Raw genomic sequence first — 17,640 nt, forward strand, 5'->3', positions numbered from 1 at the left:
GTCGCCCTCCTAGTTTTTCGCCGTGAAGTAAGTGTGGGTCCAGTTGCCGCCGCCGTTGTAGGAACCGGGGAACGAGCTCAGCGCGCGGGTCGAGTAGCCGTAGATCGAATCCGCGACCAGCACGTAATTGCCGTTGGTGCCGTAGATCGCCAGAAAGTGCGCACCGCCGCCGTACCAGGCACAGCGCAGGCCGATCGGACGGCCCATGCTGATCTGGTTCTGGATGGCCGACATCTGCAGCGAACCCGAATTCATGCCGTTGAAACTGCGGGTGATCTTCAACGCAACGTCGAGATAGCCGTACACGTTGCACGGCCCCGGTTGATTGCAGCAGTTGCGATCCAGCGCGGCGCTGGCAACGGCGCATTGGGTCCAGAACCCGGTGCCGTAATAATTGCCGACCGAGGCGGAAACCGCTGCCCAGCACCAGTTGGTCTGGGTTTGTTGCTGCATCGTGAAGTTCAGGCTGGCGGCCGCCAGGGCGCGTTGTTGTACAGCCGCCTCGACTTCGACCAGTTGCGGGTCGAGCAGATGGCCGATCAGACATTCGGGCAGGGTGTTGCCGGTGAATGCCGTTGTTTCAGTGGTTAACATTTTTCAATCCTCCATGAATGAAAACAAACGTTCCGCGTTTGCGGGATAACGGTATTGCCGAGCGATCGGTGTTCAAGGGTCGCCATCTCCGATGGCCGGTTCCGATCAGGCTCGGGGTAACCCTAGGTGCGAATATGCATTTGTGCAAATAACATAATGCGCTAATGCAAATTGCCGGACGAAAGGACGCAGGCGTTGGTATCGATCTCGCCTGACCGATGCCAAAGCCCGCTGTTGTCTGAGTGGGTGTTATCCCTCGGTTTTTTTCTCGGCCGAACCCAGTTCCTTCAAGCGCTGATCGATCAACTGGCATTTGTCCGGCAGATCGGCGGAGGCCGTGCCCAGGTCCATTTTCTGCAACTCGGCGTTGATCTCCTTGGCCTTGGTCGGGTTTTGCTCGGTGAGCTTCGCGACTTCCTTGGCCAATTGTTCGCGTTTGGCGGTGGCTTCTTCCGGCGTACAGGCCCAGACGGGCAGGGCGCAGGCGAGTGTGGTGGCGAGAGTGAGTTTGAGCAGTGTTTTCATGGGGGCAGGCCTCAGATCCGCTTAAGGCGGGTTAACCGGTTGAGGGTTTTGACCGAGGGAAAGTTCAGTTCCTGTATTGATGGTGCGCCCTGCAATTGACCGTTTCCTGATGCTCCAATAGGATGCGGCCATTATATTGATATCACTTGCTGCTGAAGGATCGAACATGCTGTCCAGAGTCGTCACGATAGGCTTGTTGCTGGCGTTGGCCGGTTGCACCAACGTCAGGGTCGAGCCGGTGGCTCCTCAATACAAGATTTCCAGACTGTGCATCGAAGAAAACCCGAAAGTGGTCGTGGGAGACTTCGTTGCCGGTGTTCAGACATTGCTGCGTCGCCACGGCATCGACAGCCAGGTGTATACCGCTCCGGTGCCTGCCAACTGCGAATACCGCCTGACCTACACCGCCGTCCGCTCCTGGGATCTGTCCATGTACTTGTCCGATGCCACTGTTCAACTTTACAAGGGTGAACAGCCTATCGGGTCTGCCCACTACAACCTGACCAACGAAGGCGGTCTGGATTTATCCAAACTGGCCTCGGTCGAGGAAAAAATGGCGCCGGTGTTCAACCAGATGTTGGGGCAAAAACAATGAGTCTGTTCTTCAAGCGTCTCCCGGCCCTGTTGTTCCTGCTGATGCTGGGCGGGTGCAGCCACCATCAACCGGCTCAACCTTACTTCGAGCCGCCCCAGCCACCGCAGGGCAAGGCGCTGGTCTACATGATGCGTACTCAGGTGATTCAGGGCAGTTTCTACGACAGTATCTTCAGCATCAATAACAGTGCCGTCGTCGCGCTCGGCAGCAAAAACTATTCGTGGGTGTACGTCAGCCCTGGTTTGCACAAGGTTTCCGCAGGGCAGCGCCCTAGCCCCGGCAACGTTTCCCTGAACCTGCCCGTCGAGGCGGGCAAAGAATACTTCGTCGAATACACGCAGGAAAACATGATCGAACTGATCCGGCTGCGCAAACCGCAGGAGGGGCAATCCATGGTTCGCGGGTACGAATACTTGCCGGTCGAGTGATGGCGTCGCTTTCCCGCGCGCGAGGCGGAGACAGATTCATCAGACCGGACAATCTGTCTCGCTTCATCGCAATCAAGTGAGAATCAGGTCGCGTGGCAGCAACTGGATTTTGCTGCCCCGTCGTACCGATCATGATGCCGCACCCATTCCATGATCTCATCCTCGTTCCGGCCCTTGGGCGTGAGGTCGAGGTAGTTGTAGGCGCCCACCAGCAGGTCGAGACCGCGGGCATAGGTTGAGTAGGTGTGGAAAATGTCGCCATTGTCGGCGCGATAAAACACGCTCAGCCCGGGCATTTCTTCCTCCGCGCTGTCGGTCTTTTCGTAGTTGTACGTAGCCTTTCCTGTTTCGGCATCTTCCGCACGGGCGCACACGCCAAAGTCGTAATTGAAATCGCAACCGTCCGACGACACCCAGTCGAATGTCCAGCCCATCCGCCGCTTGAAGGCCTGGAATTCGGCGAACGGTGCGTGGGACACCGCCACTACGGCAATATCGTGATGGGCCAGATGCAGGTTGGCGCCGTCGATGTGGTCGCTGAGAAATGAACAGCCCGGGCAGCCTTCCTCCCAGCCCTTGGCGAACATGAAGTGATAAACGACGAGTTGGCTGTGGTTGCCGAACAGGTCAGCGAGTTTCAATTCGCCGTTCGGCCCCATGAAGCGGTAATCCTTGTCGACCTTCACCCAGGGCAGGGCGCGGCGTTTGGCGCTGAGGCGGTCGCGTTCCCTGGTGAAGGCCTTTTCATCGGCCAGATGCTGCTTGCGGGCGGCGAGCCATTCTTCGCGCGACACCACCGGATGATTCTCAACGTTCATGATGATTTCTCCTGCGGGGGTTGAAACCGTCTGTCTCAGACTAGTCGTTCAACCACCCGGGAAATCGACAGACCGCCGGTCGGTCGGGGCGCCGAATAATCCTGAACGGTGACGCAGCGCTCCGGTCACAACCTGTGAACGCGCCCAAAAATCACGCGCACCGGAGGTTGAATCAGGATGACGACTTATAACTGGGATTTGATTGAACGCCTGCTGCATGAAGTGCAGAACGGCGCGGGACAAAGCTTTGCGCCGCGCTCTGTGGCTGAAGTTTATGCGGCGGAAAAAGCGGCGGCGGGCGAGCCGATCGAAAATCTGGATCATCTGAAAACGCTCGCCTGCGACTATGAGCAACTGCTGCTGTTGCGCGGTTACATCCAGCCCCGTGGCGATGACGAAGGCAGCACCGGCAACAACTTCAGCCTGACGCCGCGCGGTTCCAGCCTGTTGAGCCTGATCGACAGCAGCATTCCCGGCAATGATCATCCGCGTGAGGTGCTGGATGATCAGGAAGATGCGCTGGATGAGCGGACGTTCGATGAGGTGGCGTCCAAGGCGCAGATCGCTTGAAGGTCATCCGTTTGATCGGGCGGCCTTCAGACACTTCAAGTCATTGAAGTCCTTGCGCACCCCTTCGATCTTTTTCAACAGGCGCTGGCGCTGCTGCGGCGTGCTGTCGGCCATCAGATCGACGAACAGTGAACGGGCCTGCGCCTCGGTATTGGCGTAGGCCTTTTGATAATCCGCTGTCCATAAACGCTCGCGATTGACCAGAAGCGTCTCGATCCGTTGTGGGAATTCGGGACTGTTGCGTTGCGCCACCGCCGCACTGAACTGCTTCTGCCAGTGGGCGCGGTTGGCGATCCACTGGGTGTTCTGATCGCCCAGGGCAGTCGACCAGGCCATCACCCGTTGTTCCTGCCTGGCACTCAACGGGCCGAGCCAGTCGTTGAGTCGCTTGTCCATGCGCGCGCCACGCTCGGTAATCTGCTGCGACAGCGGTGGCTTGAGGTATTCCTGTTGGCGCTTTTGCAGGTCTTTGGCGAAGGCGTCGTTCATTTCGGCGACTTGCCGATCATCCAGCCCTTGCAGCAATTCAATGGCCGACGGGGTGATTTCCCGGGCAGTTTCGGCGATCGCCTGCTTGGCTTCTGCGGTGCGGGCCTGGAGTGCGGCGTCGGTGACCTGATTGGTCTCGACCATGGTTTGCAGGCGATCGAGCCAGTCGAGATAACCCGGCAACTGCGTCGTGCAGTGCCAGCTCAGGTGCTCCCTGAGACGTTCATTGAACCAGCCTTTCTGCTCGCCGTTCATGTCCAGGTAGTCGCTGAGCGTCCACGGAATGATCACGTCGAGATTGCGATAGGCCAGGCCGACACGGCTGCAGGCGCCGAGGGCGAGGGTCAGGATCAGTAGAACGGCGAGGCGTTTGAACCAGCTAGACATGGGCGAGTCCTTGCGAAAGCCAGCCTTGAGGGTCTGATTCTCATGTGAACGCAGGATGGACCCGGCAGTTCAGCCAATCAATAGAACGGGCGTTCGGCCTTGAGCGTGACCAGCCCGTCGCACTGACTGTTATGCCCGGAATAGGCCGAGCAATCGCTGCCGCTGAGGCTTGAGTCGCTGTAGATCAGGTCGAGGTCGATGCCCATGAACGGCCGGGAAAATTTCACCGACCAATCGGTAAAACTGCTGACATAACCCCCGTCCACCGAGACCGGCGTGTTGAGCTGATGGGTGGTGTATTTCATGCTGATCCCGATGCCGAACGGCTGATTGCCACCCAGGTCGGCAAACAGAGTGTTGTTCTGTTTATCCGGATCGTTGCTCAGGGCGATGCCGATCCGGCTGCCGAGCAGGGTCAGGCCACCGAACAGTTCCTGGCTGTCGAGGGTGTCGACCTTGGGATAGCTGTAATGGATCATCCCGACTTCGTAGCCGAGGGTCTGATCGAAAGGTTGTTTGAAGCCGACGTAGGAATCGATTTCGAGATTCTTCCCCGGCGTGAGGCCCATGCTCGGTGCGTACTGGCCGACATAGAGGCCGCTGTCATGGCTCAGGTCCAGACCGCCATGGAACGAGCCGACCGCCGAAGGTTTGACCAGCCCCTGGGCCATGCTGCGGCTGGGTGTGGTGCCGAGCTTGAGGTCGAAATCGCCGAGTTCACGCTGAAAAATCTGCGCGTGCGCCGCCGGGCTCGCCAGCAGGCCTACAAGCAGTAAACAGGAAGGTTTGAGCATGCGTCACTCCTTGAGCAGCGAGCGCAGGTGCGACAAACCTGCTGAAACGCTTGATCCAGACGCGTGCAAGGATACCGGCGAATGATCGGCATCGAAGGCCGTTCGTCGATTTATGTTGATTTGATTAAACGTAAGAGAGGTCTTGCGAGGGATCCGGTCCAGACGCTTCGAAGCTCAAAGCGCCTTTGGACAGGTGTGCTGCGGGGTGTTACTTCTTGCCCAGGCTGATCTGCTTGGACGGGCCGAACGTCTGGCCGCTGACGCCCTTGGCAATTTGCTGGATCTCGCCGCCGGACTTGAGGAATGCCGCGATCTGATCGTTGATCGATTCGCTGGTTTCAACGGCTGGAGCTGGCTTTGCTTTGCTGGTGGATGCTTTTACACGCATGGCGGCCATTAACCTGTAGAAAAGTAACTCGGCCAGGCATCGTACAGGAATAACTTGACAATTGCTTGGTAAATATCCCCCGGAATAACCCAGCGTGCAGGTGGATTATTCTTGATAAATTATTCGAAATATCCCGCTAACCTGCTGTTTTAAATAACAACATTTATTCGATTTGAGGATGCCGGGCTGCGTCGGGATCAGGCGAAAGCCGTCACGCTGGCCTGACGAGTGGCGCGCGCTCGGCGCAAAATCCAGGAAAATCAAGGCCTCCCACAGATTTTCGGTCAGCCGTCCGATCTGGCGACCGACGAACCCGGCAAAACCGGGTAGAATGCCGCCCACGCAATGAGGGTATTGGAAATGGCTTTAGTCGGGCGTTACAACAGTTTGCAAGTGGTTAAACACACTAACTTCGGTTTATATCTGGACGGCGGTGCCGACGGCGAAATTCTTTTGCCCAACCGTTATATCCCTAAAGATATTCCCAGCGAAGATGAAGACTGGCTCAATGTTTTCATTTATCTGGACAGTGACGACAAACTTATTGCCACCACTGAAAAACCAAAAGTTCAGGTCGGTGAATTTGCCAGTTTGAAAGTTGTTGAAGTCAACAGCATCGGCGTGTTCCTCGATTGGGGCCTGCCGAAGGATCTGCTGCTGCCTTACTCCGAAGAAAAACGCCAGATGACCGCCGGCGAGTACTGCGTGGTGCACGTCTACCTCGACAAACACACCCGCCGCATCACCGCCACTGCACGTCTTGATCGCTACCTCGACAAGACCCCGGCCAACTACAGCGTGGGCCAGGAAGTTGATCTGCTGGTGGCCGAATCCACCGACATGGGCTTCAAGGCTGTCATCAACAACAAGCACTGGGGTCTGATTCACAAGAATGAAATCTTCAAGTTCATGCGTTCCGGCATGCGCGAGAAAGGCTTCATCAAGGAAGTGCGTGCCGATGGCAAGATCAGCCTGAGCCTGCAACCGGTGGGGCAGGAAGCGGCCAGCAGCCTGAGTTCGAAGATCCTCACCAAGTTGCGCGAAAGCGATGGCACCCTGGCCGTCAGCGACAAGAGCGACCCGGCGCTGATCAGCAGCCTGTTCGGTGTCAGCAAGGGTAACTTCAAGAAGGCCATCGGTTCGTTGTACAAGGAAGGCAAGATCGTCATTCATGCCGATCGCATTGAACTAACCTGAGCCTGACGTGGCCCATGTTGCATGGGCTCACTTGAGGTCGGGCAGATGAAAAAAGCACTGATTGCCTACGTCGCCACGTTGCTGACGTTTCTTCTGCTCGACGGCCTTTGGCTCGGTGTGTTGATGGCGCCGACCTATCGCGAACTGCTCGGTTCGCTGATGCTCGAAAAACCGTTGCTGGTGCCAGCAGCGGTTTTTTATTGCCTGTATGTTTTGGGTTGTGTGGTGTTTGTGGTGTTGCCGTCGCTGACCTGGCAACGCTCCGCCCGGATGGGCGCGCTGCTCGGGCTGGTCGCTTATGGCACCTATGACCTGACCAACTGGGCGACGTTGCGCGGCTGGTCGGCGCAAGTGTCGTTGATGGATTGGGCCTGGGGGACGTTTGCCACGGCGCTGGCCTGTACGGTCGGATTTGTTGTGGCCAGCTGGTTTGGCAGATCAGCTCGTTGATCTGGGTCGCCTGACTTGACGCCATCGCTGGCAAGCCAGCTCCCACAATGTCCCAGTCGTACACAAAATCTGTAAAAACCGCTGATCCTGTGGGAGCTGGCTTGCCAGCGATTGACGGCGCAGCCGTCAGCCAATCACCACTGACGCTTCAGGAGAATCAAATGTCTTTTCCAGACGGCTTTTTCTGGCCGACTGGTTAATAATCCACTCATCCTTTTTCGCCCCGGACAAAGAGCCGGGGCTTTGTTTGACCATTGGAAAAACTGCCATGTCGTGTGTGTTCGAGGTGTCGAGGTGAGCGTCAGTCGGCGCAGTGCCGACGGGTTTGCCCTGCAAGTGATGATCGGCCTGTGCCTGGTCTGGGGCGTGCAGCAGGTGATGATCAAGTGGGCGGCGACCGACATTGCGCCGGTGATGCAGGCGGCGGGGCGGTCGGGGATTTCCGCGTTGCTGGTAGGACTGCTGATCTGCTGGAAGGGCGGTTGGGATCAGGTCGGCGCTACCTGGCGCGGTGGTTTGCTGGCCGGTGCGCTGTTCGGTCTGGAGTTCTTCTTCATTTCTGAAGGCTTGCAGTTGACCACGGCGGCGCACATGTCGGTGTTCCTCTACACTGCGCCGATCTTCACCGCGCTGGGCGTGCATTTCCTGTTGCCCAGTGAGCGTCTGCGGCCGGTGCAATGGCTGGGGATTTTCCTCGCGTTCGTCGGCATTGCCATCGCGTTTGCCGGCGGCGTGTCGTGGGACAACCTCGACCGCCGCATGTTGATGGGCGATGCCCTCGGCGTGCTGGCCGGCGCCAGTTGGGGCGCGACCACCGTGGTGGTGCGCGCTTCGCGCCTGTCGGAAGCGCCGGTGACCCTGACTCTGTTCTATCAACTGATCGTCGGCTTCATCGGCCTGTTGCTGATCGCGCTGCTCAGCGGCCAGATCACCCACGTCAGCCTGACCGTCGTCGCCGTGGGCAGCGTGTTGTTCCAGGGGCTGGTGGTGTCGTTCTTCAGTTACCTGACCTGGTTCTGGCTGCTGCGCCGTTATCTGGCGGCCAACCTCGCGGTGTTCTCCTTCATGACGCCGTTGTTCGGCGTGACCTTCGGCGTGGTGCTGCTCGGCGAAGAACTGAGCCTGAACTTCATCATCGGTGCCGTGCTGGTATTGCTCGGCATCACCTTCGTCAGCGCGGAACAGTGGGTGCGTCGGCGTTTGCGCAAAGCCCTCGGTCAGCCGTAACCGATTTGCACGCCAGACCGCCGGCAATCAGCAGGCCGCTGCCGGCGATCACCAACGCCGGTTGCAGACCACCGCTGAAGTGGCTGCTGACCGCCGCCAGCAACGGCCCGCTGAGCTGACCGACGGCGAAGCATGCGGTGAGCAGGCCGGCGTTGCGCTGGGTGGCGTGGGGCGCCAGTTCCCGGGAGCGTTGCATCACCAGTTGCATGCAGGCCAGGAACGGCGTGCCGCACAGGATCACGCCCAATGCCAGACCGAGGCCGCTGCCCAACAGGCAAGCGAAAACTCCCGCAGCCTGCAGCCACAACGTCGCCATCAACCAGTGCCGGGTGGTTTCCGGATCGTGCCGACGCAAACTCACCAGCAACACGCCAATTGCGGCGCCGAGGCCAAAGCACGGCCAGAACAGATCGGCCTGCCACTGCCCGTGAAATTGCGCGTTGGCCATCTGCGACAGAAACGTGGCCGGGATGATGTAGCCCACGCCATACAAGGCATACACCACCGCCAAACGCCCAATGCCACGGTTCGATGAACTCACGGCAGCCGGCACGACCGGCACACCGACGCCCGGTTGCGGCAGGATCCGCACGATCCCCAGCAATATCACCAACGCCACGGCGGCATAAATCAGCCACAGAGTCGCGGAAGTCTGCTGCGCCAGATGTGAGAACAGCGCCAGCAACCCCGTCAGAAAAATCCCCAGCCCCGGCCCGGCAAACACCAGCGCTCCCAACCGAGGGCGACCCGCCGCCGCAGCCAGCGGCTGACTCAGCGCAGTAATCATCACCAGCACCCAGGCACTCGCCACGCCGGTGCCGAAACGCAGCAGCAGGTGCGACCAGAAACCGTTGGCCCAGAACGACGCCAGCGTCAACAGCACACACAACCACAGACCGCCATGCAGGCGCCGCTGCACCTGATCCGGCCGGCGGGAAAACATCGCATCCACCGCGCCGAGCAGGTAACCGAGGTAGTTGGCCGCCGCAATCAGACCGGCGGCAGTCAGGTCGATCTGCCCTTCGCTGATCAAATGTGGAAGTTGTGGCGTGAGGGCGAAACGCCCGATGCCCATGGCCATCATCAAGGCAATGAAACAGGCGGATAAGCGAATCAGCGGGGACATGGTTTGAATTCCGTTGCAGGTTCAATGACCGTCAGGCTAGGACTGATTGACTTTCTTTAAAATTGAATAATAGTGAGTAACTTGTTCTGTTCAGGAGAAAGGTTGTGGAGTTCAGCCAATTGCGGATCTTCCAGGCCGTGGCGGAGGAGGGCTCGATCACCCGCGCCGCCGAACGTTTGCACCGTGTGCCGTCGAACCTGTCGACCCGGCTTAAACAGCTGGAGGAGCAACTGGGTGTCGAACTGTTCGTCCGTGAGCGTCAGCGTTTGCAGCTGTCGCCTGCGGGAAAAGTCCTGCTGGACTACACCGGCAAACTGTTCGCCCTGCGCGATCAGGCCAGTGCAGCGGTGATGGGCGGGCAACCGGCGGGGGATTTCGTGCTCGGCACGCTGTACAGCACCGCCGCGATCCATTTGCCGGGGCTGCTGGCGCGGTATCACAAGCAGTATCCGGCGGTGAATCTTCAAGTGCAGTCCGGGCCCAGTGGTGAATTGCTCGAAGGCCTGCTCACCGGACGTCTCGACGCCGCGCTGGTGGACGGTCCGCCGCAACTGGCCGGGATCGACGGTGTGCCGCTGTGCAACGAACGGCTGGTGCTGATCAGCGAGGCCGATCACCCGCCGATACGCAGCGCCAGGGATGTCGAAGGTCGGGCGGTGTTCACCTTCCGTCATGGCTGCGCCTACCGTGCGCGGCTGGAAGCGTGGTTCGCGCATTATCAGGCGGCAATGGGCCGGGCGATGGAGATCGAGTCCTATCAGGGCATGCTCGCCTGCGTGATTGCCGGCAGTGGTGTGGCGCTGATGTCGGAGTCGATGCTCGCCAGCCTGCCGGGGCGTGAAAGCGTGGCAGTGCATCCGCTGGCCGAGCCTTTTGCCAGTGCGACAACATGGCTCATGTGGCGCCGGGGCATGGTCGGCGCCAACCTCAATGCCTGGATAGAACAGCAGCAGGCGCTCTATCCCGTGGCTGGCGAAGACGTGCGGGAAACGGCTTGAACGAACGGTCAGGGATTTGGATCAATTCAGTAACAGATCATTGCGGATTTGGCCGAGCATTGCGTAGGACTTCGGACTATTATCAGTGCGAAGCGGCCTCAGAATTCCGGACGCTCAGCACCACCCTGAAGGGGGCATGACGATGAAAGAGAAAATTCAAAACTGGCTGCACGATTTGGGTGTTGCCCTCGGCTTGATCGAACCGCCTCTGCAACCGGTCCCGATTCGCACCGATGACGAACAGCGTCGGCGTCAGCCACGTCGGCGGTAATGCCCCGCTTTGAAGGATCAAAGGATTTAAACGACAAAAGATCGCACCCGGCCGTCGCTCCATTGGAATGGCGGGCGGGTGCGATCTTTTGTTTTCAGTGACGCCCGATTTCCATCAGAAACCGGCTCAGGTCATTCGCGGTTTTCGCAGTCTTGAGCATCCGGTCCTCTTCGGCGGTGAAGGCCGTCAGTCCGAATTCATCTTCCAGATGGAAGATCAGATCCTCGATATCCGCTTTTTCCAGCCCCAGCTGCGCGAGGCTGGTGTTGTCGTCGAATTCACGATTTTCCAGCAGGCGCAGGATGAACCGGTGCACGGCAGCACGCACGGCAGCTCTTCTCATGGTAGATCTTTATGGTTGTTGGTCTGACTGGAGTACAGCAGGCCTCAGGCGTGCTGGCGCAACCATTCGTCAATCATCCCGCGCAGGTGCTCTCCGGAAAAACTGCCGAAGTGCCCGCCATGCACTGTGCGGATCTTCAACTCCTGCAAACGGCGCAGGCTGGCGGCGTAGTCGTCTAGGTTGGAGTGGTAGGCGTCTTCGATCAACGGCCCGTCGTAAATGATGTCGCCGCTGAACAGGGTTTCCGTGGCCGCCTCAAAGAGACTGATTCCGCCCGGTGAATGCCCCGGCGTGTGCAGCACCTGCAAGGTGCGATTGCCGAGGTCCAGCACATCGCCATCCTCGACAAAACCGGTGGCGGGCGCTGCCTTGACCCGATATTCGGCGTAGCACAACGGGCAATCCGGGTGCGCTTCGAACATGTCATCGCCGACGAAGGCCCGGCTCAGATCGTTCTCGCCATCCGGCGCTGCCAGAATGTCCGCCTCGGCCGGGTGTACCAGTCGTTCGGCAAATTCGTGATGCCCGGCGATGTGGTCGAAATGACAATGACTGGCCACCGCCACCAGCGGCCGTTCGGTCAACCACGGCAGTTGCTCGCGCAGGCTGACCAGCCCGGAACCGCTGTCGAGCAGCAGATCCTTGTCCCGACCCTGAACGTGCCACAGGTTGCAGCGATAGAACGGGCGGATGTACGGCTCGTGAATCAGCCGAATGCCGTCGCTCAGGGTTTGCACTTCGAACCACTGATCGCGAGAAACAATCTTCATTAGCACTTTCCTTGAGACGAAAAAAACGGGTGTGGCAACCGACGCCACACCCGCCGAAGAAAGCATCAAGTCGTTGTGTTCAGCTTAGATCGCGCTGGCCACCGCGTTTGGGCGACGGGACATCAGGCTGACCACCACAAAACTCACCAGACCCACAGCCAGGCTGTAGTAGATCGGGGTGTTGGCGTCCAGACCGTCCTTGAACATGAACAGCAAGGCGGTGGCGAAACCCATGCCCATGCTGGCGATGGCGCCGGCAGTGGTGGCGCGTTTCCAGAAGATCGCGCCGATCAGCGGGATCAGCATGCCGCCCACCAACAGGTTGTAAGCGAGGGTCAGGGCGCTGATCACGTCGTTGACCACCAGTGCGATGCCCAGCACCACGATGCCGGTCAGCAGGGTGAACAGACGGTTCACACCCAGGCTCGACTGCTTGCCGCCACGCAGTTTCGGCAGCAGGTCTTCGGTCAGGGTGGTGGCAGCGGCAAGCAGGCCGGCGCTGGCGGTGGACATCATCGCGGCCAGGGCGGCGGCGATCACCAGACCACGGATGCCGTCCGGCAGCGACAGTTTGACGATCGCGGCGAAGGCGTTGTTGACGTTGTCCAGATCCGGGATCAGCACGTGCGCCGCCATGCCGATCAGGGCACAGGCCAGACCGTAGAGGATGCAGTAGATGCCCGCGAAGCTACCGGCATACTGAGCCACTTTTTCGTTCTTGACGGTGAACACCCGTTGCCAGATGTCCTGACCGATCAGGATGCCGAAGAAGTAGATCATGAAGTAGGTGATGATCGTGTCCCAGCCGATGGTGGTGAAGCTGAAGGCGGTGGCCGGCAGTTTCAGCACCAGCTCGTCCCAGCCGCCGACGCGGTACAGGCAGATTGGCAACAGGATGAACATCAGGCCGACGGTCTTGATGATGAACTGGACGATGTCGGTCAGGGTCAGCGACCACATGCCGCCGATGGCCGAGTACACCACCACCACGCCACCGCCGAGCAGTACCGAGATCCAGAACGGCAGGCCGAACAGCACTTGCAGCACGGTGCCGATGGCGAGGATCGAGGTCACGCCGATCATCAGCGCGTAGGCCAGCATGATCGCTGCGCTCGCCGAGCGGGCCATCGGGTTGTAGCGTTTTTCCAGCACCTGGGTAACGGTGTAGATCTTCAGTTTCAGCAGCGGCTTGGCCAGGAACAGGTTCAGCGCGACGATGCCGCAACCCAGTGCCGCGCACAGCCAGAAACCGGAAATGCCGTGCACGTAGCCCAGGCGGACGGTGCCGACGGTGGACGCGCCACCGAGAACGGTCGCGGCCATGGTGCCCATGTACAGGCTCGGGCCGAGGTTACGCCCGGCGACCAGGAAGTCCTCGTTGGTCTTGGCCTTGCGCATGCCGAAGTAGCCGAGCAAGAGCATGCCGGCGGCGTAGATGAGGACGACGAATAAATCCAAAGCCATGATGGCGTGTCTCCGATTGTCTTTTTTATGGTGAAACAGAAATCATTTTGTCCTTGTGGGAGCGGGCTTGCTCGCGAAGACGGCGGCACATTCAACATTAATGTGACTGACAGATCGCTTTCGCGAGCAAGCCCGCTCCCACAGGGGATGGTGTCAGGCTGGCTGACGCATTTCAGGCTTCGCTGCGTTGGCAGTACCCTGGCTCCGGGGATCCTTCGGGCCGTAGACCAGCGCCGGTTCCGGGAACAGGCTCAGCAACATCAGGTACATCACCGAAGCCAGACCGAGAGTCACCAGCAGGCTGATGTCGATGCCGCCCGCCAACTCACCGAGCGGACCCACGAACTGCCCCGGCAGGTTGACGAAGCACAGGCCGACCGCCGCGCTCGGGATCCAGGCACCCAGGCCGCGCCAGTTCCAGCCGTGGCTGAACCAGTAGCGCCCGCCTTGCTCGCCGCGCGTGAACACTTGCAGGTCGTCCGGGCAGTAGAAGCCGCGACGCACCACCAGGCCGATGATCATGATCACCATCCATGGGGTGGTGCAGGTGATGATCAGCACGGCGAAGGTCGACACGCTCTGCACCAGGTTCGCCGCAAAGCGCCCGATGAAGATGAAGGCAATCGACAGCACGCCGATCAGCAACGTCGCCTTGACCCGCGACAGCAGACGCGGGAACACGCTCGACATGTCCAGCCCGGTGCCATACAGCGAGGTGGTGCCGGTGGACATGCCGCCGATCACCGCAATCAGGCACACCGGCAGGAAGAACCAGCTCGGCGACACCGCCAGCAGACCGCCGACGTAGTTGTTGGCCGCGATGTAGTCCGGCGCCTGGATCGCCACGATGGTCGCGGTGGTCAGGCCGAACAGGAACGGGATGAAGGTGGCGATCTGCGAGAAAATCACTGCCGCCATGATCCGCTTGCGCGAAGTTTCACGCGGGATGTAGCGAGCCCAGTCGCCGAGGAACGCACCGAAGGAAATCGGGTTGCTCATCGCTACCAGCGCAGCGCCGATGAACGCCGCCCAGAAGCCCGGCTGACCGAGGCTGACAGTGCCGGCGTAGTGCGAATCGAAGGGACCGGCGAAGGCGAAGATGCCCAGCAGGAACAGCAGGCTCGCGCTCCACACCGCGACCTTGTTCACCCACAGCAGGAAGCGGAAGCCGTAGATGCACACGGTCAGCACCAGAATCGCGAACAGACCATAGGCCAGGCCCAGGGTCAGGTCGGTTTCCGGCAGGCCGATCAGGCGTTTCGCACCACCGATCAACGCATCTCCCGAACTCCACACCGAGAGCGAGAAGAAGGCGATGGCGGTCAGCAGCGACAGGAACGAACCGACGATCCGCCCGTGCACGCCGAAGTGCGCACCGGACGACACGGCATTGTTGGTGCCGTTGAGCGGGCCGAACAGGCCCATCGGTGCGAGGATCAGCGAGCCAAGCAGCACGCCCGAAACAATCGCCCAGACGCCCGCCTGAAAGGACAGGCCAAACAGCACCGGGAAACTGCCGAGCACGGCGGTGGCAAAGGTATTCGCGCCGCCAAAGATCATGCGGAACAAGTCCACGGGACCGGCGGTGCGTTCGTTGTCCGGGATCTGTTCGACCCCGTGGGTTTCAATCTGCGTAAGGCTTTGGTCTTTGTTGTTGTTATTCATGATCTGCTCCGATCACAAAGGCGCGCTCATCGTGCGTGAGCGTCACCTGTCTTGGCTAAGGGGATGGCAGCCCTTCCGGCATTGCGGACAAATGTTCGTGGCAGGCCAGCCAATGGCCTTGTTGTTCTAGGCTCGACGCTTGTTTCTTGAAAACAATCGTCTCGCGCTCCTGGCTGAAGTGTTGCTCCCCTTGCATGCGCAGCTCGGTGGCCACGTCATGGATGAAAATCGCCACATCACCCTGCAGGCTGACGAAGGCGTTGCTCGAGGTGCAGGACAGCACCTCGAAGCCATCCTCGGCGCGCCAGCTGTCCCACAACGCCTGGTAGGCATCGCGCGACAGCAGGGGCTGTTCGAGGGTGTAGAACACGAAGCTGGCATCGGCGCTGAATGCGCCGAAGTAGGCTTCGCGATCGTTGCGGGCGAAGGCGGACACCAGATCGGCGGCCGCTTTCAGAACCTGATCACGTTCGTTCATGACCCGACCCTCAGCGGTGGACGACGCCCGGCAGTACGCAGAGCATTTCGTACAGCAGGTTGGCGGCCAGCAGCGAGGTGTTGCCGGTGGTGTCATAAGCGGGCGAGACTTCTACCAGATCGCAACCGATCAGGTCGAGGCCCTGGCAGCCGCGAACGATTTCAATCGCCTGAATGGTCGTCAGACCACCGATTTCCGGGGTGCCGGTGCCAGGCGCCCAGGCCGGGTCGATGCCGTCGATGTCGAAGCTCAGGTACACCGGACCGCCACCGACTTTCTCGCGTACTTCGGCCATCAGCGGTTCCAGCGACTTGTGCCAGCACTCTTCGGCCTGCACCACGCGAAAGCCCTGATCGCGGCTCCAGTTGAAGTCGTCAGCGGTGTAACCCTGCGCACGCAGACCAATCTGCACCACGCGGTCGCAGTCCAGAAGACCTTCTTCGACGGCGCGACGGAAGGTCGTACCGTGGGCGATCTTCTCGCCGAACATGTGATCGTTGACGTCAGCGTGGGCGTCGATGTGTACCAGACCGACCTTGCCGTGCTTTTTGTGGATGGCACGCAGGATCGGCAGGGTGATGGTGTGGTCGCCACCCAGGGTCATCGGGATCACGTTGTGCTCGAGGATGTTGTCGTAGGCTTCTTCGATGATGCGCACGGCGTCGAGCAGGTTGAAGGTGTTGATCGCCACGTCACCGATGTCGGCAACCGACAGCGAGTCGAACGGCGCAGCGCCGGTGGCCATGTTGTACGGGCGGATCATCACCGATTCGGTGCGGATGTCGCGCGGCCCGAAGCGGGTGCCGGGGCGCAGCGAAGTACCGATGTCCAGTGGCACGCCAACGAAGGCAGCGTCCAGGCCGGCAGCGGTCGGTACATGGGGGAGTCGGAGCATGGTGGCGATGCCGCCGAAGCGCGGCATTTCGTTGCCGCCCAGTGGTTGGTGAAGAATCTTGTCCACGGGTAGGGCCTCATCGTCTTTGTTTTATTTATGTCGGCGCACCGCATTCGCAAGGTCACGGGCACCGCTGTGGGCCGATTCTGCGAAATGTAGTGGGGCGGAAGAATCGCTACGAACAAAAACTTAGTTCAGATTTTTCTAAACTAATGGAATGGCTGGAGATAGACTTCTCGCCCATGCTCGTTGCCCGATCAGTGGAGTCCCCATGGCCAACGCTTTACCCGACCTGAAACTTTTGCGCATCTTCGTCAGCGTCGTGCGCCATCAGGGGTTTGCCAACGCGCAGCAGGAACTCAACCTGTCGACCTCGGCGATCAGCACCTACATGAGCCAGCTCGAAGCCGCGCTCGGTCTGGTGCTGTGCCATCGCGGACGCGGCGGTTTCAGCCTGACCAGCAAGGGCGAGCTGTTCCACCAGGAAACCCTGCGCCTGCTGGCCGAACTCGAAGGTTTCGAGCAATACGCCGCTGCGCTCAAGGGCGAACTGCGCGGCACGCTCAATCTGGGAGTGATCGACTCCACGGTCAGCGACAAGGCCTTGCCGTTCGCCGAAGCCATCGGCGCCTACAGTCAGGAACACCCGGCGGTGCATTTGCATCTGTCGGTGATGAGCCCGTATGAACTGCAACTCGGCGTGCAGGACAACCGCCTCGATCTGGCCATCGGCGCATTCTCCACGCGCATGAGCGGTCTGGTGTACATGCCGCTGTACCGCGAGCAGCACTGGCTGTATTGCAGCAGCCGTCATCCGTTGTTCAACGAACGGCGGATTCCCGAGCAGGTCATCACCCAGCAACGCATGGTCGGACGCGGCTACTGGAGCCAGGCCGAACTGGCGCGCCACGGTTTCAAACACAGCGCCGCCACCGTGGAAAGTATGGAGGCGCAACTGATTCTGGTGCTGTCCGGCGCCTATATCGGTTATCTGCCGGAGCACTACGCCCAGGCCTGGGCTGACAAGGGCGATCTGCGGGTGCTGCTGCCGGCGACCTTCGGTTATCAGGCGCCGTTTTCCATGATCATGCGCCGTGGTCGCAGCCGCGAGCCGCTGATCCAGACTTTCCGCGACCTGCTCAAAGCGCAGCTCAATCAGGCATAAGAA

Annotated in this window: 23 protein-coding genes; 9 read left to right on the plus strand and 14 right to left on the minus strand. The window is 60.0% G+C overall.

Going from position 1 to position 17,640, the window contains the following annotated elements:
- Positions 1–9: 9 nt before the first annotated feature.
- Positions 10–594 carry a papain-like cysteine protease family protein gene (locus KJY40_RS08555; RefSeq protein WP_230736166.1) on the minus strand — a complete coding sequence of 195 codons (585 nt, stop codon included), beginning with the start codon at positions 592–594 and terminating at the stop codon, positions 10–12.
- 249 nt (positions 595–843) lie between these two features.
- Complete coding sequence (locus KJY40_RS08560) at positions 844–1,119, minus strand: hypothetical protein (protein WP_230736167.1); 276 nt, start codon at positions 1,117–1,119, stop codon at positions 844–846.
- Positions 1,120–1,285: 166 nt separating this feature from the next.
- Between KJY40_RS08560 and KJY40_RS08565 the strand changes: the two genes are divergently transcribed.
- Together KJY40_RS08565 and KJY40_RS08570 are read left to right on the plus strand one after the other, a co-directional pair.
- A complete protein-coding gene (locus KJY40_RS08565) occupies positions 1,286–1,714 on the plus strand; it encodes an Sbal_3080 family lipoprotein (protein ID WP_230736169.1) in 429 nt (142 codons plus the stop codon).
- A complete protein-coding gene (locus tag KJY40_RS08570) occupies positions 1,711–2,142 on the plus strand; it encodes a DUF2846 domain-containing protein (protein WP_230736171.1) in 432 nt (143 codons plus the stop codon). The genes KJY40_RS08565 and KJY40_RS08570 overlap by 4 nt, the downstream gene beginning before the upstream one ends.
- Before the next feature lie 83 nt (positions 2,143–2,225).
- Here KJY40_RS08570 and KJY40_RS08575 read toward each other — a convergent pair whose 3' ends face one another.
- The gene (locus KJY40_RS08575) at positions 2,226–2,960 is read right to left on the minus strand and encodes a DUF899 domain-containing protein (protein ID WP_230736173.1); all 735 of its coding nucleotides are present in this window, start codon (positions 2,958–2,960) and stop codon (positions 2,226–2,228) included.
- A gap of 177 nt (positions 2,961–3,137) precedes the next feature.
- Between KJY40_RS08575 and KJY40_RS08580 the strand changes: the two genes are divergently transcribed.
- Complete coding sequence (locus KJY40_RS08580) at positions 3,138–3,530, plus strand: transcriptional regulator (protein ID WP_230736175.1); 393 nt, start codon at positions 3,138–3,140, stop codon at positions 3,528–3,530.
- A 3-nt stretch (positions 3,531–3,533) separates the two neighbouring features.
- On the opposite strand, the gene KJY40_RS08585 is transcribed toward KJY40_RS08580, so the two are convergent.
- From KJY40_RS08585 to KJY40_RS08595, 3 genes are all read right to left on the minus strand, one after another.
- Positions 3,534–4,406 carry a DUF6279 family lipoprotein gene (locus KJY40_RS08585; protein ID WP_230736177.1) on the minus strand — a complete coding sequence of 291 codons (873 nt, stop codon included), beginning with the start codon at positions 4,404–4,406 and terminating at the stop codon, positions 3,534–3,536.
- 77 nt (positions 4,407–4,483) lie between these two features.
- On the minus strand, positions 4,484–5,200 hold the full coding sequence (locus KJY40_RS08590; protein WP_230736179.1) for a TorF family putative porin: 717 nt from the start codon (positions 5,198–5,200) through the stop codon (positions 4,484–4,486).
- Positions 5,201–5,408: 208 nt separating this feature from the next.
- Positions 5,409–5,597: a hypothetical protein gene (locus KJY40_RS08595; protein WP_016985943.1), complete on the minus strand. Its 189-nt coding sequence runs from the start codon at positions 5,595–5,597 to the stop codon at positions 5,409–5,411.
- A 351-nt stretch (positions 5,598–5,948) separates the two neighbouring features.
- Here KJY40_RS08595 and KJY40_RS08600 point away from each other — a divergent pair, with 351 nt between their 5' ends.
- Together KJY40_RS08600 and KJY40_RS08605 are read left to right on the plus strand one after the other, a co-directional pair.
- Positions 5,949–6,785 (plus strand): CvfB family protein, encoded by an 837-nt coding sequence (locus KJY40_RS08600; protein WP_230736181.1) that lies wholly within the window; start codon positions 5,949–5,951, stop codon positions 6,783–6,785.
- A gap of 45 nt (positions 6,786–6,830) precedes the next feature.
- Positions 6,831–7,235 (plus strand): DUF2177 family protein, encoded by a 405-nt coding sequence (locus KJY40_RS08605; RefSeq protein WP_230736183.1) that lies wholly within the window; start codon positions 6,831–6,833, stop codon positions 7,233–7,235.
- A gap of 126 nt (positions 7,236–7,361) precedes the next feature.
- Here the strand turns inward: KJY40_RS08605 and KJY40_RS08610 are convergent, their stop codons facing one another.
- The gene (locus tag KJY40_RS08610) at positions 7,362–7,505 is read right to left on the minus strand and encodes a hypothetical protein (protein ID WP_230736185.1); all 144 of its coding nucleotides are present in this window, start codon (positions 7,503–7,505) and stop codon (positions 7,362–7,364) included.
- 24 nt (positions 7,506–7,529) lie between these two features.
- Between KJY40_RS08610 and KJY40_RS08615 the strand changes: the two genes are divergently transcribed.
- A complete protein-coding gene (locus tag KJY40_RS08615; protein ID WP_230736187.1) occupies positions 7,530–8,462 on the plus strand; it encodes a DMT family transporter in 933 nt (310 codons plus the stop codon).
- On the opposite strand, the gene KJY40_RS08620 is transcribed toward KJY40_RS08615, so the two are convergent.
- The gene (locus KJY40_RS08620; protein ID WP_230736189.1) at positions 8,407–9,588 is read right to left on the minus strand and encodes an MFS transporter; all 1,182 of its coding nucleotides are present in this window, start codon (positions 9,586–9,588) and stop codon (positions 8,407–8,409) included. The two genes, KJY40_RS08615 and KJY40_RS08620, sit on opposite strands and share 56 nt — an antisense overlap.
- 104 nt (positions 9,589–9,692) lie before the next feature.
- On the opposite strand from KJY40_RS08620, the gene ptrR reads away from it, so the two are divergent.
- Both ptrR and KJY40_RS29590 read left to right on the plus strand, forming a co-directional pair.
- On the plus strand, positions 9,693–10,586 hold the full coding sequence (ptrR, locus tag KJY40_RS08625; RefSeq protein ID WP_230736191.1) for a putrescine utilization regulator PtrR: 894 nt from the start codon (positions 9,693–9,695) through the stop codon (positions 10,584–10,586).
- Positions 10,587–10,728: 142 nt separating this feature from the next.
- Positions 10,729–10,857: a PA1414 family protein gene (locus KJY40_RS29590; protein WP_003184145.1), complete on the plus strand. Its 129-nt coding sequence runs from the start codon at positions 10,729–10,731 to the stop codon at positions 10,855–10,857.
- Between the two features lie 94 nt (positions 10,858–10,951).
- Here KJY40_RS29590 and KJY40_RS08630 read toward each other — a convergent pair whose 3' ends face one another.
- From KJY40_RS08630 to speB, 6 genes are all read right to left on the minus strand, one after another.
- Positions 10,952–11,200 (minus strand): hypothetical protein, encoded by a 249-nt coding sequence (locus tag KJY40_RS08630; protein ID WP_007956577.1) that lies wholly within the window; start codon positions 11,198–11,200, stop codon positions 10,952–10,954.
- Positions 11,201–11,244: 44 nt separating this feature from the next.
- Positions 11,245–11,970 (minus strand): MBL fold metallo-hydrolase, encoded by a 726-nt coding sequence (locus KJY40_RS08635; protein ID WP_230736193.1) that lies wholly within the window; start codon positions 11,968–11,970, stop codon positions 11,245–11,247.
- 84 nt (positions 11,971–12,054) lie between these two features.
- Positions 12,055–13,434, minus strand: a complete 1,380-nt coding sequence (locus tag KJY40_RS08640) for a sodium:solute symporter (RefSeq protein WP_230736195.1) — start codon at positions 13,432–13,434, stop codon at positions 12,055–12,057.
- A gap of 153 nt (positions 13,435–13,587) precedes the next feature.
- A complete protein-coding gene (locus KJY40_RS08645) occupies positions 13,588–15,099 on the minus strand; it encodes a purine-cytosine permease family protein (protein WP_230736197.1) in 1,512 nt (503 codons plus the stop codon).
- A gap of 55 nt (positions 15,100–15,154) precedes the next feature.
- Complete coding sequence (locus KJY40_RS08650) at positions 15,155–15,577, minus strand: YybH family protein (protein ID WP_011332982.1); 423 nt, start codon at positions 15,575–15,577, stop codon at positions 15,155–15,157.
- A gap of 10 nt (positions 15,578–15,587) precedes the next feature.
- Positions 15,588–16,538: an agmatinase gene (gene speB / locus KJY40_RS08655; protein WP_007956591.1), complete on the minus strand. Its 951-nt coding sequence runs from the start codon at positions 16,536–16,538 to the stop codon at positions 15,588–15,590.
- A gap of 205 nt (positions 16,539–16,743) precedes the next feature.
- Here speB and KJY40_RS08660 point away from each other — a divergent pair, with 205 nt between their 5' ends.
- On the plus strand, positions 16,744–17,637 hold the full coding sequence (locus KJY40_RS08660) for a LysR family transcriptional regulator (RefSeq protein ID WP_007956593.1): 894 nt from the start codon (positions 16,744–16,746) through the stop codon (positions 17,635–17,637).
- Positions 17,638–17,640 lie beyond the last annotated feature (3 nt).

Origin of the sequence: Pseudomonas fitomaticsae (assembly GCF_021018765.1) — a bacterium.
GTDB lineage: Bacteria > Pseudomonadota > Gammaproteobacteria > Pseudomonadales > Pseudomonadaceae > Aquipseudomonas > Aquipseudomonas fitomaticsae.

Bases quoted from the DNA above. Each gene is read 5' to 3' on its own strand.
- KJY40_RS08580 (WP_230736175.1), top strand. From the start codon at position 3,138: ATGACGACTTATAACTGGGATTTGATTGAACGCCTGCTGCATGAAGTG.
- KJY40_RS08600 (WP_230736181.1), top strand. From the start codon at position 5,949: ATGGCTTTAGTCGGGCGTTACAACAGTTTGCAAGTGGTTAAACACACT.
- KJY40_RS08610 (WP_230736185.1), bottom strand. From the start codon at position 7,505: ATGGCAGTTTTTCCAATGGTCAAACAAAGCCCCGGCTCTTTGTCCGGG.
- KJY40_RS08575 (WP_230736173.1), bottom strand. From the start codon at position 2,960: ATGAACGTTGAGAATCATCCGGTGGTGTCGCGCGAAGAATGGCTCGCC.
- KJY40_RS08570 (WP_230736171.1), top strand. From the start codon at position 1,711: ATGAGTCTGTTCTTCAAGCGTCTCCCGGCCCTGTTGTTCCTGCTGATG.
- KJY40_RS08650 (WP_011332982.1), bottom strand. From the start codon at position 15,577: ATGAACGAACGTGATCAGGTTCTGAAAGCGGCCGCCGATCTGGTGTCC.
- KJY40_RS08605 (WP_230736183.1), top strand. From the start codon at position 6,831: ATGAAAAAAGCACTGATTGCCTACGTCGCCACGTTGCTGACGTTTCTT.
- KJY40_RS08555 (WP_230736166.1), bottom strand. From the start codon at position 594: ATGTTAACCACTGAAACAACGGCATTCACCGGCAACACCCTGCCCGAA.
- KJY40_RS08585 (WP_230736177.1), bottom strand. From the start codon at position 4,406: ATGTCTAGCTGGTTCAAACGCCTCGCCGTTCTACTGATCCTGACCCTC.
- KJY40_RS08595 (WP_016985943.1), bottom strand. From the start codon at position 5,597: ATGGCCGCCATGCGTGTAAAAGCATCCACCAGCAAAGCAAAGCCAGCT.
- KJY40_RS08620 (WP_230736189.1), bottom strand. From the start codon at position 9,588: ATGTCCCCGCTGATTCGCTTATCCGCCTGTTTCATTGCCTTGATGATG.
- KJY40_RS08635 (WP_230736193.1), bottom strand. From the start codon at position 11,970: ATGAAGATTGTTTCTCGCGATCAGTGGTTCGAAGTGCAAACCCTGAGC.
- KJY40_RS08660 (WP_007956593.1), top strand. From the start codon at position 16,744: ATGGCCAACGCTTTACCCGACCTGAAACTTTTGCGCATCTTCGTCAGC.
- KJY40_RS08645 (WP_230736197.1), bottom strand. From the start codon at position 15,099: ATGAATAACAACAACAAAGACCAAAGCCTTACGCAGATTGAAACCCAC.
- KJY40_RS08630 (WP_007956577.1), bottom strand. From the start codon at position 11,200: ATGAGAAGAGCTGCCGTGCGTGCTGCCGTGCACCGGTTCATCCTGCGC.
- KJY40_RS08560 (WP_230736167.1), bottom strand. From the start codon at position 1,119: ATGAAAACACTGCTCAAACTCACTCTCGCCACCACACTCGCCTGCGCC.
- KJY40_RS08640 (WP_230736195.1), bottom strand. From the start codon at position 13,434: ATGGCTTTGGATTTATTCGTCGTCCTCATCTACGCCGCCGGCATGCTC.
- KJY40_RS08565 (WP_230736169.1), top strand. From the start codon at position 1,286: ATGCTGTCCAGAGTCGTCACGATAGGCTTGTTGCTGGCGTTGGCCGGT.
- KJY40_RS08590 (WP_230736179.1), bottom strand. From the start codon at position 5,200: ATGCTCAAACCTTCCTGTTTACTGCTTGTAGGCCTGCTGGCGAGCCCG.
- KJY40_RS29590 (WP_003184145.1), top strand. From the start codon at position 10,729: ATGAAAGAGAAAATTCAAAACTGGCTGCACGATTTGGGTGTTGCCCTC.